The 13,748-nt window shown below is 51.2% G+C and carries 15 protein-coding genes; 1 reads left to right on the top strand and 14 read right to left on the bottom strand.

From position 1 onward, the window contains the following. Positions 1-269 (top strand): transposase (locus tag B5D39_RS15565; RefSeq protein ID WP_139366807.1); only part of this gene is annotated, 269 nt, incomplete at its 5' end. A gap of 59 nt (positions 270-328) precedes the next feature. Here the strand turns inward: B5D39_RS15565 and B5D39_RS15560 are convergent. The 14 genes from B5D39_RS15560 to B5D39_RS15495 form a co-directional block, all read right to left on the bottom strand. After that, positions 329-1,711, bottom strand: coding sequence for a lipid biosynthesis B12-binding/radical SAM protein (locus B5D39_RS15560; RefSeq protein ID WP_078791388.1), 1,383 nt, complete (start codon positions 1,709-1,711; stop codon positions 329-331). Beyond that, positions 1,708-2,139, bottom strand: coding sequence for an acyl-CoA thioesterase (locus tag B5D39_RS15555; RefSeq protein ID WP_078791387.1), 432 nt, complete (start codon positions 2,137-2,139; stop codon positions 1,708-1,710). Before B5D39_RS15555 ends, B5D39_RS15560 begins: the two co-directional genes overlap by 4 nt. After that, positions 2,136-2,984, bottom strand: coding sequence for an ACP S-malonyltransferase (locus B5D39_RS15550; protein ID WP_078791385.1), 849 nt, complete (start codon positions 2,982-2,984; stop codon positions 2,136-2,138). Before B5D39_RS15550 ends, B5D39_RS15555 begins: the two co-directional genes overlap by 4 nt. Then, complete coding sequence (locus B5D39_RS15545; RefSeq protein ID WP_078791384.1) at positions 2,981-4,267, bottom strand: B12-binding domain-containing radical SAM protein; 1,287 nt, start codon at positions 4,265-4,267, stop codon at positions 2,981-2,983. Before B5D39_RS15545 ends, B5D39_RS15550 begins: the two co-directional genes overlap by 4 nt. A 17-nt stretch (positions 4,268-4,284) precedes the next feature. Continuing rightward, the gene (locus tag B5D39_RS15540) at positions 4,285-4,542 is read right to left on the bottom strand and encodes a phosphopantetheine-binding protein (RefSeq protein ID WP_078791382.1); all 258 of its coding nucleotides are present in this window, start codon (positions 4,540-4,542) and stop codon (positions 4,285-4,287) included. Next, on the bottom strand, positions 4,535-5,443 hold the full coding sequence (locus tag B5D39_RS15535; RefSeq protein ID WP_078791380.1) for a lysophospholipid acyltransferase family protein: 909 nt from the start codon (positions 5,441-5,443) through the stop codon (positions 4,535-4,537). The genes B5D39_RS15540 and B5D39_RS15535 overlap by 8 nt, the downstream gene beginning before the upstream one ends. Further along, positions 5,443-6,768 carry a radical SAM/SPASM domain-containing protein gene (locus B5D39_RS15530; protein WP_244161434.1) on the bottom strand — a complete coding sequence of 442 codons (1,326 nt, stop codon included), beginning with the start codon at positions 6,766-6,768 and terminating at the stop codon, positions 5,443-5,445. Before B5D39_RS15530 ends, B5D39_RS15535 begins: the two co-directional genes overlap by 1 nt. Before the next feature lie 68 nt (positions 6,769-6,836). Continuing rightward, a complete protein-coding gene (locus tag B5D39_RS15525; RefSeq protein ID WP_078791376.1) occupies positions 6,837-7,499 on the bottom strand; it encodes a glycosyltransferase family 2 protein in 663 nt (220 codons plus the stop codon). Next, complete coding sequence (locus B5D39_RS15520; RefSeq protein ID WP_244161433.1) at positions 7,481-8,281, bottom strand: polysaccharide deacetylase family protein; 801 nt, start codon at positions 8,279-8,281, stop codon at positions 7,481-7,483. The genes B5D39_RS15525 and B5D39_RS15520 overlap by 19 nt, the downstream gene beginning before the upstream one ends. 120 nt (positions 8,282-8,401) lie before the next feature. Continuing rightward, positions 8,402-9,355 carry a radical SAM protein gene (locus B5D39_RS15515; protein WP_078791374.1) on the bottom strand — a complete coding sequence of 318 codons (954 nt, stop codon included), beginning with the start codon at positions 9,353-9,355 and terminating at the stop codon, positions 8,402-8,404. Positions 9,356-9,467: 112 nt separating this feature from the next. Then, the gene (locus B5D39_RS15510) at positions 9,468-10,067 is read right to left on the bottom strand and encodes a DUF4410 domain-containing protein (RefSeq protein WP_139366806.1); all 600 of its coding nucleotides are present in this window, start codon (positions 10,065-10,067) and stop codon (positions 9,468-9,470) included. Between the two features lie 59 nt (positions 10,068-10,126). Continuing rightward, on the bottom strand, positions 10,127-11,008 hold the full coding sequence (cas6, locus tag B5D39_RS15505; protein ID WP_078791373.1) for a CRISPR system precrRNA processing endoribonuclease RAMP protein Cas6: 882 nt from the start codon (positions 11,006-11,008) through the stop codon (positions 10,127-10,129). Positions 11,009-11,067: 59 nt separating this feature from the next. Further along, positions 11,068-11,823, bottom strand: a complete 756-nt coding sequence (locus tag B5D39_RS15500; RefSeq protein ID WP_078791372.1) for a succinate dehydrogenase/fumarate reductase iron-sulfur subunit — start codon at positions 11,821-11,823, stop codon at positions 11,068-11,070. Then, positions 11,823-13,739, bottom strand: a complete 1,917-nt coding sequence (locus tag B5D39_RS15495; RefSeq protein WP_078791371.1) for a fumarate reductase/succinate dehydrogenase flavoprotein subunit — start codon at positions 13,737-13,739, stop codon at positions 11,823-11,825. The genes B5D39_RS15500 and B5D39_RS15495 overlap by 1 nt, the downstream gene beginning before the upstream one ends. Positions 13,740-13,748 lie beyond the last annotated feature (9 nt).

Here is a 13,748-nt window from a genome sequence, read left to right as displayed (position 1 = left end):
TCGGTGTCTGCCCCTATAACCGAGATAGCGGACACTTCAGAGGCAAACGCTGTATCAGTGGTGGCAGAGCCGATATACGAAGCGTACTTTACATGGCCACTCTTGCGGCAACACGTTTCAACCCGGTTATCAAGGCATTCCATAAGCGACTGAAAGAGGCTGGCAAAGTGCCAAAAGTAGCGATAGTAGCATGCATGAGAAAGCTACTGACCATTTTAAACGCCATGATTAAAACCAGTCAAAAGTGGAAGCCAGCTATGGCTAACTAAATGTTACTACTTGACAGAGAACACAGTTGCTCTGTGGCAGATGAGTAGTCAGCTTTGCATCATTTCATCGGGGCGATTCTACTTCTTCCCATCCGCTTCAGCAACTTCCAAAGTGGTCCCCGCACCTTGAACATCCGCAACGCCTCCAACATGGTGTCACTGATATTCACCTCCAGGCCCGGTACAATCCAGTTTTTACGCTGCATTGCCTGCTCGGTCACAATCGTTGAAAGTTGATCTTTAATGGCCGGAGACAGATAGAAAGTGGGCTGAAGCAGATCTGTTTCAGTGGTAATGATCCCCTCCTCCAGAGCTGTGCGATACAGCTTAGTACGGGGGTAGATCCGTACCCCGGTCATGGCGATGACCGCGGTTGGATTGAGTTCATCCATCAACTGAAAGGTATCTAGAATGGTCTCTTCTGTCTCTCCGGGGCCACCAAAGATGATGTAGTGGACAAAATCCAGACCTGCCTCCCGACAGAGCAGCGAGGCTGACCTGACCTGTTCAAGTGTAAACGATTTACAGAGACTCTCCAGCATGATAGGGGAGCCTGAATCTGTGCCAAACTCAATTGCATCACAACCAGCCTGCTTCATCAGATCCAAAAGCTGTGGTGTGATAAAGTCAGGATTGATAAAGGCAGACCAGTTAACCTGTAACCCGGCATCAATCATGGCAGTGCAGAGCTGTTCGCAAAAACTGACCGGATAGTTAAAGATATCATCCACAAAGTAGAGATAATCAACACCGTGATCATTCACCAGACTGCGGATCTCGGCAATAATCTCAGCCACCGGCCTGGTCCGCATCTGCTGCCCTTCCAACAGCGGATAGGTGCAGTAGCTGCAGCCAAAGGGACAGCCACGCTTGGTCTGCAGATTGGCCATCCCCCCCTCTTTCAGGTAGCGGGCCACATCAAACAGCTCCCGATCAGGACTGCCGATTTTGGAAACTGTTTGCGGCGGGATATAGTCGGTTTTCCCTGGCAGCACAACACCAGGCAGGTCGACCAGATCAGCCCCTTGCCCTAGCCGATCCAGCAGCCGTGGAAGCTGTTCCTCTCCCTCCCCCACCAGACCGATATCAGCACCGCAGGCTGCCAGGATCTCAAGCGGCATCAGACTAAAACCTGAGCCACCGACAATCACGGTTGCCTTGCCTTTGCAAACCGTCACCAGATCAGTCAAACCAGACAGGTAGGAACGGGCATCAGGCCAGGTAACGTTATCCAGGTTGCGCAACGAAATGACCACGACTTGAGGCTGTTCAGCTGCAAGGGTGGCCTGCAGCGCAGCAAGGGGTTCAGCTTCAAAACAGAGATCCAGCACTGCCAGCTGATGACCGGCGTGTTTAAGCGGGGCAGCCAGAAAAGCAAGACCAAGGGGAAAAACCGGATAGGGAGAACGTTCGCGATTTGCAGAAACCAGCAACAACTTCATGGACAGACACCTTCACCCAGCCAGGCCCGCATGTTGGCCACCCGCTGTTCCACTTCCAACGGCAAACGGTACTGCAGTACGCCGTTCATATCTGTCAGGGCATGACAGACCAGACCACTGGCCAGACGCTGACCGTCTGCTGACAGCATCTCACAACGGAAACGCAGCATGGCTGCTGCATCAGCATCCAGCCAGGTACGAACCGTCACCACGTCATTAAACAGGGCAGGACGCAGATATTTCAACTCAAGCGACACCACCGGCCCCTGATAGCCCAATGCCAACAGGTCATCCGGCCCAAGACCAAACTGCCCGGACAGGTTATTGCGACCGATCTCCATCCAGCAGACATAATGGCCATGCCAGGCAACCCGGTAGGCATCCACTTCGTTAAAGCGAACGGTTATCGTAGTTTCATGGGTTTTCACAACGTACCTGCCTCCGAATCAATCCATCGGTTAAACTTGGTCAAGGCCTGGCCACTGCCAACCTCTCTGCAGCGACTGAAACCAGTGGCTCGAACAGCCTTCCAGGTACGCTCCCAGTAGACCGGCTGCTGCAATTCATCAACCAAAAAAGCCGGTATAGTTGCGGCGGTCAGGCAGGTCTGGCCAAACGATTCAATCAACGGAACCTGCGGTTCTGCAATATGATACTCCGCAACAATGGCTGCAAGATCATCCCTGACCTCGGCCATCAGCGGCGTATGCAGCGGCGCTTCACAGGGAAAGCTGCTGACACTGAAAGCGCCTGCTGCCTGACATTCAGCAAGGGCAGCCTCAATCCCCTGCTTGCTACCAGCGAGTAAAAAATGACGGGAGGTGTTGTAGTTTGCCACAAACACCCCGTTATTGCGGGCGGCAGCTTCCACCGGATCAATCGGCAGACCGATGGGGCAGCCCAGGCTATACTCTTCAACAGCACCCATCTGGGACATGCAGCTACCGATCCGACTGACCAGCTCCAGGGCATCCTGTTCAGCAATACTGCCACTGGCAGCGAGCGCTGCGTAGATCCCCAGGGAGTGCTCACTGATCAGGCTGGGAACAGATCCCGCATTGCGCAATTTTCTGGCGCGATACAGCGACATGGCCACACCGTAGATCTGCAGACAGGTATGATGACTCAAGGGATGGCCTGCCAGTGGCTTGTACGTGATCAGGTCATAGCCGCAGTATGCCCGGCACAGGTCAGCCAGGGCATGGAAATCAGCATCATCAGGAGTCGCCTGCTCAGGTTGCAGCGGCTGTCCAGGAAAAAGCCAAATGGTCATGCGTCAGTACATTTTCTGCGAATGGCTGAGCGGAAACCGATATTCATCGGTCCAAAGACCTGCACAGAACGATGCAGTTTGAAGAGCCTGCGGTAGATGGAGCCCCATGAATAGAAACTGCGGCAGGCTTGATCATAGCCATCCTGCAGTTCCTGAACCGTCATCCCCCTGGGCTGGAAGGTGACATGCTCCATGTCGTAATCCTGCCAGTTGTTGGAGATAATCCGCCCTTCTGCCTCAAGGCGCTGGCGCACCTTGGTACCGGGATAGGGGGTCAGGATCGGGAAGATGGCGGCCTCAAGCCGGGCATCCTCACAGAAACGCAGGGTCTGTTCAAAAACCGCCGGGGTATCGCCATCACAGCCCATCACAAACGAGCCCAGGATTCCGATGCCATTGTCCCGGAACTGTTGGGCATAGGCCTTGTAGGATGCAGCCTTGTTGGTCACCTTACCCATGGCAGCCAGGGAATCCTGATTGAGCGATTCAAAACCGACGAACATACCAACACAGCCGGATTCACCGGCAGCCTTCAACAGTTCCTGATCCTCAGCAAAATCAATCGGGGCGTGGGAAAGCCACTTCAGCCCCATCCCCTTCATCCCGTCAAAGAGCGGTAATGAATAGCGCCGATCAGCCACAATGTTGTCATCCACAAAAAAGACAAAGGAGTTGGCCTTACGCAGCTCCTGCAATTCTACCAAGACCTGTTCTACCGGCCGTTTGCGGTACTTGCGACCATAAAAAGCGGTGACCGAACAGAATTCGCAGTCAAAGGGGCAACCGCGGGTGGTCTGGATGGTATTAGTAAAGAGATGGCCGGAACCTTTGAAGATCTCCCGCCGTGCCGGAGGAATCAGAGCTGTATCGATCAGGCCATCAGCACGGTAGAGCTGCTGCAGGCGACCGGCCTGAAAATCAGCCAGCAGTTGAGGCCAGGCAAGCTCCCCCTCCCCCACCACCACGCTGTCCACATGCTGCAGCGCTTCATCCGGCAGATTACTGGCATGGAAGCCCCCCATCACCACGGTCTTGCCGCGACTGCGAAAGGCATCGGCCAGCTGATAGGCCCGAGTTGCCTGGGCGGTCATGGCGGTCAGGGCGATCAGATCGGCATCGTTATCAAAATCTGTGGCACGGATGGCATCGTCATGAAAGCTGACATCCCAGCCCTGCGGAGTAACCGCAGCCAGTGATGCCAGCGACAGGGTAGGAAATTTAAAGCCAAGTTCTCCCCACAACCGGCCTTTGGGCCACCCAGGGGAGAGGAAGAGGATTTTCATCAGAGCGCCTGGATCGGTTATTTCTGGTTTTCAGCAATATAGGCAGCCATGGCCCGCACAGAAGCAAACACCTTGGTACCGGTGGCAGCATCAGGCACCACCACACCAAAATCCTTCTCCATGGCCACAACCAGCTGCAAGGCATCTATGGAGTCAAGCCCCAACCCTTCACCAAACAGGGGAGCATCACTATCAATCTCGTCTGCTTCCATTCCATCAATCCGCAGGGCGTCTATAATCATCTGTTTTACTTTGGGAATCAGCTCATCACTCATCTGCTATCCTTTTCTTACGGGAAGTATCAGCCCAAAATTCAAAAAAATTATACCACTGATCAGGATACTGTCGAATATACCGTTCAAAAACAGCAATCAGTTGCTCCATACCGGCCTTGATTGACTGGCGGTGGTGACCGTGGCTGCTCTGAAAGAATATTGGATCATCCATGAGGGTGGCATAGCGGCCATCAGACATGAGCGGAACAAATACCGGCAATACCGGGGCTCCGGTGGCCATGGCTAGATAGGCAGCGCCAACCGGAATATCCGTTGGTTGACCAAAAAAATCAAGCTGAACCGTGTTGGAAGAGCCGTCACGATCGCCGATCAGACAGATAATCTCGTTCCGTCGCAGAGCATTAACCGCCTCGATGACTGCCAGCGGTGAGGTATCATGGCGATCAACATAGATCACGCCGATTCCCCGTTCAGCACGGACCTGCTCCCGCTGCTGATTGACCCTTTCATCCGGTTCAGGGAAGGTCATGACATTCAGTTTGTAGCCCAGGTCTGCCAGACCAAGACCACCCAGTTCCCAGTTGCCAAAGTGGGGGGAGATCAGAATCGCCCCGTTGCCTTTGGCAAGGGCATCTTCCAGTGGCTGCCCGGAACTGCGCTTGCCAATCAGGCCCTGAAGCCGACTACCACGCAGCTGGATCATCAGCATCACATCGCACCAGTTGCGAGCATATTTGTAGAATGTAGAAACAACAAGATGCTCAACCTGCCGTTGTCCCGTAACAATCCGAAGGTTGGAACGTATGCCACGACGTTTTTTGGGTAGCAGCAGATAAAACAGCCCCCCCCAGAACAGGGCAAAGGGGGCATGTAACCAGCGAGGTACCAGACAGGTGAACAGGTGTATAAAGAACAGATTCAGGTTACTGTACAGCGCCATTATCCGTTACAGATTCCGTTTTTTTTGTTATAAGCCGGATGCTCTCTGAACTCCTCATCCCAAACCTGATCGGCAATTTCACCGTAGTTACGAGAATACTGGTCCATCTCATCGGCCAGTCCGGTAAAGATTTCTTCAGCACCCTCATGGGTCGGATAGGCCCCTTCACTTTCAAAGAATTCACGACCGTTTTCCGGATGATCTATCAACATGCAGGGGCGCAACAGGTTCTCATGTTCTCCCTGTTTTTCACGGATTTTCCGGAACAGTGGTGACCCCAGCGCATCCTTCAGACTGGTGCGACGGATATTATCCACGGCAAAATGACAAAAGACGCAGGGCTCAATATCACCGCTGGCATTGATGTGCAGGTACTTCCGTCCGGCCGCCAGACAACCAGAGATCATCGGCCCGTCATTCCAGAAATCAACAAACAGCATCGGCTTGGTGGCCCGGAACTGAATCGTTGCCCGCCGCAGTTGATCACGCTGTTCTGGTGACGGCATCAACGCCGGATCAGGCTCCCGTCCCACCGGCACATAGGAAAACAACCAGAGCGCAAATACTCCCTGTTCCAGCAGGAAGTCAATATAGGTTGGATCAGTAATGATATCGGTATTTTTACTGGAATGGGTAAAGGAGCCACAGAAGGAGAGTCCATTCTCCCGCAGCAGACGCATGGCGTTCATCACTTTTTTGAAATGACCGCTACCGCGCCGTTCATCGGTTTCCTGTTCATACCCTTCCAGCGAAAAGGCTGGCATGACATTGCCGACCTCAATCAGCCGCTGCACCAGATTATCATCAATCAGGCCGCCGTGGGTGAAGACCAGAAAGGCCATGTCGCTATGTTTTTCAAACAGTTCAAAGATCCCCTGCATGAAGAACGGTTCACCACCGGAGATCACGGCAAAAAAGATCCCCATCTCCTTCATCTGGGTCAGTACACCATCAATCTCGTCCAGAGTTAATTCCAGAGACTTATTGTAATCACCGGCATAGCAGCCATAGCAGGACAGGTTACAACGCATGGTGACCGATATAACCACGGTGGAAGGCGGATAAAATCCGTTTTCGTCAGCCCATTCTTTACGCTTGTTGGTGCCGGAAAGCAGGTGGTTGATTGCCAGGTTGGTGATCCATTTATCCCGTTGATTAGGATGCAACTCTTTCAGAATCCGGCGTGGAAATTCAATGGAGGGGTGTTTCTGTTGCACAAGATTACGGATCCAGCGGATACGATCCTTGTAGTATTGTTTCTTTGGGATCATTTCCATCAGGTGGGTCATTTTGATCAAGGTCTCATCCGATGAACTGGTTGCCATGTTCAGCAGATAAGATACTACTTTATCACGGGTATATGTTTTTAAGGATTGCAGCATAGGCCGCCTCTCTACATGTATCTTAGAAATGTCATACAGATATTGACCGTATCTTGCACCGGTCGATAGTGGCTGGTTGCCCTACCATCAGCAACCCGAGCCGGTACCGGTAGTGAACCGATCTTAAAACCGGCCTTCCAGCCTTTTACCAACAGCTCCATCTCCAGATCATAGCCATTTTTTTCAAGCTGTACTGCTTGTAACAACCTGGAACGGTAATACCGGAAACCGGATTGACTGTCGGTAATCTCAAACCCGGTCCGTTTGCGTATGCACCAGACCCCGAAACGGTTCCAGACCTTGCGAAGCCCTGCCATCTCCTCAAATTGACTGTGCCGGGACGCCAGAAGACAATCATAACCTTTTTTGTCAACTTCAGCAAGCAAACGTGGGATAGCGGAAGGATCATGCTGACCATCCGCATCCAGTGTCACAACCCCATCATGCTGCTGCTGAATTGCCCAATCAAAACCGGTTTTGAGGGCAGCCCCCTTGCCTTGGTTCATGGAATGGGTCAACAGGGTAACCGGCAGACCGTCCAATACCTGGGCAGTACCATCAGTAGAGCCGTCATCCACCACCACCAGCGGCATAGCAAAAGCCAGACACTCATCCACCACCGCACGTAGTGTTGTCGCAGCATTATAAGCCGGTATCAGGATGCAGGTTGCCATTGCCGCACCATCTCTTCAAGGGTCATGAAACAATACCGTTGCAACAGGTTAGCCAGCCTCGACGTTGCGTCTGTACGCATGCCATAGGCAAGAAAACGCTTGAATAGTGGCAATTGCAAACGGGGGCCATCCGGATCAATTTCTCGTGGGTGCAGATACAACACAGCCGGTGCGGCATCCCGCATATACGCTTCAATAGTTGCTGATATAAGCCCCAGCGGAAACAGCCTGAACCCCCAGCCACCACCTGTGGGAAGAGAAACAAGACTTGTCTTCGTCACTAGTGGCGGAACCTCCCAGAGAGAACCACAGGGCGTATCAATCCGGTACGGATACCGCGGTGCAGCTGCATCACCAACAAAAGGTAACGGATTACGGCTTGAATCGTAGAGATAACCAGACTCAGCCAATAGCTCATCCACCCATGGCGTTTCAGGCGACACCGACCATTGAGGGGCACGATAACCAACAGGGCGCTTACCGGTTTGCTCAATCAAGACCTGTTCAGTACGCCGTAATTCATCCAAAAACTGTTGTTTATCCATATCCGTCAACAGCGTATGGGAATAGCCATGGGAGGCTATCTCATGCCCCTTTGCAACAATCATGGGAGCCAGTTCAGGAATAGCCTTAGCCACAGAGCCGAGCATAAAAAAAGTTGCCTTAATTTGATTCTGCTCAAGCAAAGCTACTATTTTTTCAACGTTTTGCGCAACTCGCCAAGAATGCCGTGGAGGCACCGTCTGCTGGCCAATACCGCAAACATGGTACCAGTCTTCCACATCAATTGTCAGTGCGCTACAACCTGATAAAGTCAAGCATGACACCTATCATGACAAATTTGATCAAAATACATTCTCTACAAAATGAAGTCAATAATCTGAAACAACAAGGATTGGTTGTTAACTAACAACAGAGCGTACCGCAGCCATACCCTGGCGTAGCGTTTTAAACATCCCTTTCATCATTTCACCCAGCACAAGTTTTCTATCGGTCAGTGATTTCAGATAAAACGGGACAACGCAACCACAACGACTACAATCAGCCTTAGGACCCATCATACATGGTTGTTTTAGATTTCCAGCAGGATCATAAGCAAAGGATTTTGCAGCAAAAGGGCAGTTATCTGTAACTGATTTTGCACGTTCAGATTTCATGAGCATCAGTGATCGCTCAGTGTTAAGGATAAAATTTCTAAAGACTCCCTTCTTATCTATCAGAGCATCCAGAACCCGATCCTTTTCATCCCAATCCAACCAAAGATCATCATCAAGCCCCCTGATCGGGGTATAAAAACTGAACAACAGGTTTCTGACTTTTGGGTTTTTGCTCCATTCCTCCAAAACAGCATCAATTTCTGAAACATTCGCACGGGTGATGCAATAGGCGATTGTGATTTTAAGCCCTTCACTCTGAGCAATGGTCTGCTTGATCGTATCGTACAGGCCGGGCCTGTTACGTAGCGTATCATGGGTTTGCCTGCCACCATCAACCGATATATACCAACTCACATCCTTCCAGTCTGGCAAGGGGATAGAGCCATTTGTGGTTACGGTATTAAACTTGAAATACGACCTGCCCAACTCAATCAATGGCTGCCTTAGCAACGGTTCACCACCAACCCAAGCACACTGGTAAAAACGGTCACCATCAGCCTTACTACGTTCTAACTTATCTTTCCATTGTTCGATTGACAGTTCGGGCTGATGTTCCTGCTCAAAAAAATAGCAATGGCTACAGCGCAGGTTACAATCACCGGTAACATCAACAGAGCCAAAGGAATTGTTGGGAATCCCAAAAGCAAAAAAATAGAGTTGAGCAAAGGTATATGGCTTAAAGAAACGACGTAAGTTCATTAAGACAGCTTTCAGGCATCAGAAATCAAATAACAGTAGATAGCAGCCATACACAGAACAATCGAATCTGACTTGGTCCAGTATTCCCTCTGCCGTCATTAGTTCAAGGAAGTCAGTAAAGTTTCCCAAGAAATTTTGCCAGGTTTTCGCCGATCCCCTTTGCCTGATGGGGAAACAATGATTCAAACCCCTCAAGAGTCATGGAACCACGATAGCCGGTTTCTCGGTCTTCAAAAGTAGCCAGCTCCTTATTTGTTGCAGCATCTACCAAACGCCCCTTAAATTTGATATACACCTTGCCTGCACCGAAACCGACAAAAAACTTGGCAGCTTTGCTTCCTGCATTAAACTCACTGAACGTACCATCCAAAATCACCGCTTTACTGCCTGCCGGAAGCTCATTGCGGACAATCGTTGTAAAGATATTTTTTGCTTTGAGCTCAGCCTCGAGCGAAAGTGCTAAATTTGCCTTTAAAAGTGGCAACATTTTTATAATTGTAGCCTTTTCATCGTCATTAACGCGTGAATATTCAGCGTTTTCAGCTAAAAAGTCCTTAATTACCAACGTATCGTAATTTTTAGAAAGGCGCTCAGTAAGATAGATGGTTTCATCAGAAAGGGCATCAGGCTTTGGCAGTGTATCTCCTGCAATAGCTCCACTGGACACAACACAAAACAACAGCACCGAAAACAGCATTGATGACAGCTTCATACTCACCTCCTGAAATTAGTTAACATACATACAAGCAGATACTACATAATGCTCAAACATCAGCCAATAACCATAACAGCAAAAGCCCCCATACCAAAGGCTGCACCTTTCCCAAGATGCACCTGTTCACCCAATGCCAGAAACGGGCCAAGTTCATCAAAAGGACCTGCAAGCTCATAACAGCCTGCAACCCCACGCAAATGGGAGCCGACAGCATTAGACGGCAGCTGACGAACCAATGATACCGATGTTGCACGTTGGGCCAGATGTCGAAAGAGTTCCTGATCAACACCGCCACCATAATACACCGCAAGCGATGAGATACGCCGCAACAGCGAACGAATGAAGTAGTCTGGCTCCAGCCGGGTCAGCTCATGGCCGCCACGTGTTAAACGCAGAGGTGACAACAGATCAAGCCGTATCCGTTTGCAGCAACTGAAACGGTGACTAAGCTGAGCAAGCAGATCAGCAGCTGCCAATACCGGAAGATTATCTGCTGTCTCTGGACACAGGTGATCAAGCTGAACAGCAGCATTCTGATAATCGCAGGCAGCTAAACCAATGCAGGCGGTTTGACCAGCCAACTGATTCAGTGCCTTGATAAAGAGAGGCAAATGACCGCAGGCTGTCCCCAACAGGTTCAGACACAATAAACTATCACCATCATCTACATCTGAATGATCAGAAAAAACAAAAGGAAGCCCTGGTTTTTGATACCGTCGAACCAGTTCCGGGTCTTGAGAAAGCTGTCTGGCGATTAAAGCTGGGGCGACACAGGTACCTGATGCTGGACAAATGTGGCAGGATTGATTCTGGTGAAGACAACAGACCGTACGTAACGCCTCTTCAAAACCCGCACCTTTACCGGTGAGAAGTGGCGCAATACCCGTCACTGTCTGCGGTGCAAGGGAGATATGCAGTCTGACAATGTTTAAGTCCATAAAAAAGTGGGGCGGTCCACAAAGGACCGCCCCATTACTCCATCAACATTCAGACTCAATTAAAATTGAGCCTTGAGATACTCTCTGTTCATCCGGGCGATAAACTTGACGTTAATCCCCTTCGGACAGGCAGCCATACACTCATAGTGGTTGGTACAGTTACCAAAACCACAGTCCTTCATGGCCTGAACCATGTTAGTAACACGAGTTTTGGCTTCAGCCTTGCCTTGCGGCAGCACGGCAAACTGAGAAACCTTGGCGCCGGTAAACAGCATGGCAGCACCGTTAGGACAACCGGCAACACAGGCACCGCAACCGATACACTCAGCAGCATCCATCGCCTCATCAGCAGCAGGCTTTGGAATCAGAATGGCATTACCATCAGGTACCCCGCCAGTGTGGCAGGAGGTATAGCCACCAGCCTGAATAATCTTGTCCAGGGCCTCACGGTCAACCACCAGGTCTTTTACGATCGGGAATGCACGGGCACGCCACGGCTCAATGTAGATGGTGTCGCCATCATGGAACTTCCGCATATGCAGCTGACATACGGTGGTACGTTCCTGGCCGCCGTGGGGCATGCCGTTGATGACTTGTGAACACATACCGCAGATACCTTCGCGGCAGTCATGGTCAAAGGCAACCGGCTGCTTGCCAGCTTTGATCAGATCCTCGTTGAGGACGTCCAGCATCTCCAGAAAGGAGTGGTGCTCGGTGATCCCTTTGACAGTGTAGTTTTCAAATTTTCCAGTGTCGTTAGCGTTCTTCTGGCGCCACACGACAAGGTTAATCGTCATGGTCTTGTGATCGCTCATTATTTGTAGCTCCTTACGGCGAGATGGACGTTCTCGAATTTGAGGGGCTCCTTGTGCAGCTCGGGCTCATTATTCATGCCCTTGAACTCCCAGGCGCCGGCATAGCAGAAGTTGGAGTCATCACGCATAGCTTCACCGTCATCATACTGATGCTCAGTACGGAAGTGACCACCGCATGATTCTTCACGGTGCAGGGCATCGCGGCACATCAACTCAGCAAACTCAAGGAAGTCAGCCGTACGGCCAGCGTTCTCAAGATCCTGGTTGAACTCAGCACCGGTACCGGTAACCTTCACATTCTGCCAGAACTCCTCACGCAGTGCAGGAATCTTCTTCAGGTTGATATTCAGTGACTCGTTGGAACGTGCCATACCGCAGTTTTCCCACATCAGGCCGCCAAGCTCACGCATGAACTCAGAAACGGTCTTCTTACCGTTAATGCCAAGCAACTTGCTGACGTTACCGTTAACCTCTTCTTTGGACTGCTTGAATTCAGCAGCATCGGTAGAGGTACCAACCGGCTTAACACCGGCAAGATAGCCGCCAATGGTGTACGGAATAACAAAGTAACCATCAGCCAGACCCTGCATCAGAGCCGAAGCACCAAGACGGTTTGCACCGTGTACCGAGAAGTTGGCCTCACCCAGTACAAACAGACCTGGGATGTTGCTCATCAGGTTGTAGTCAACCCAGAGACCGCCCATAGAGTAGTGAGGAGCCGGGTACATACGCATCGGACGTTTGTAACCGTCTTCATCAGTAATCTTCTCATACATTTCAAACAGGTTGCCGTAACGCTCTTTAATGGTGTCAGCGCCAACACGTTTGATAGAGGTTGCGAAGTCAAGATAGACACCGCGGCCACCAGGTCCAACACCACGGGCATCATCACACTGCTCTTTTGCAGCACGGGAAGCGATATCGCGGGGAGCAAGGTTACCGAAGGAAGGATACTTACGCTCCAGATAGTAATCGCGATCTTCTTCAGCAACATCGTTAGGATGCTTGCCGCAATCTTCTTTTTTCTTGGGAACCCAGCAACGACCGTCGTTCCGCAGTGACTCAGACATCAAGGTCAGTTTGGATTGATAATCACCGGCCTGAGGAATACAGGTCGGGTGGATCTGGGTGTAGCAAGGGTTAGCAAAGTAAGCGCCTTTTTTGTGGGCAGCCCACTTGGCGGTTACGGAACAACCCATTGCGTTGGTGGAGAGGTAGAACACGTTTACATAACCACCGGTTGCCAGACAAACTGCGTCAGCAGCGTAGGACTCGAGCTCACCGGTTACCAGGTTACGCACGGTAATGCCGCGGGCAACGCCGTCAACCACAACCAGGTCAAGCATTTCGCGACGGGCATACATCTTTACCGTGCCAAGCTTGATCTGACGGGACAGAGCGGAGTAAGCGCCCAGCAGCAGCTGCTGGCCGGTTTGACCACGGGCATAAAAGGTACGGGAAACCTGAGCGCCACCGAAAGAACGGTTGTCCAGATAACCTGCATAGTCACGTGCAAAGGGAACGCCCTGAGCCACGCACTGGTCGATAATATTGTTGGACACCTGAGCCAGACGCCAGACATCTGCCTCACGGGCACGGAAGTCGCCACCCTTGATGGTGTCATAGAACAGACGATAGATTGAGTCACCATCGTTTGGATAGGCTTTAGCTGCGTTGATACCACCCTGAGCAGCAATGGAGTGGGCACGACGGGGGCTGTCCTGATAGCAGAAAGCCTGTACGTTGTAACCAAGTTCACCCAAAGAAGCTGCGGCAGCGCCACCGGCAAGACCGGTTCCGACGACGATAACGTTATACTTACGCTTGTTGGCGGGGTTAACCAGCTTCAGGTCGAAGCGGTGCTTGTCCCAGCTCTGTTGAATCGGTCCGGTTGGACATTTACCATCGAGTATCACGTGTTCCCC

The sequence above is a fragment of the Trichlorobacter thiogenes genome, from assembly GCF_900167465.1.
In the GTDB taxonomy this organism is placed as follows: domain Bacteria; phylum Desulfobacterota; class Desulfuromonadia; order Geobacterales; family Pseudopelobacteraceae; genus Trichlorobacter; species Trichlorobacter thiogenes.
The sequence above is the reverse complement of the archived record's forward strand: the minus strand, read 5'-3'. Positions and strand labels throughout refer to the sequence as shown.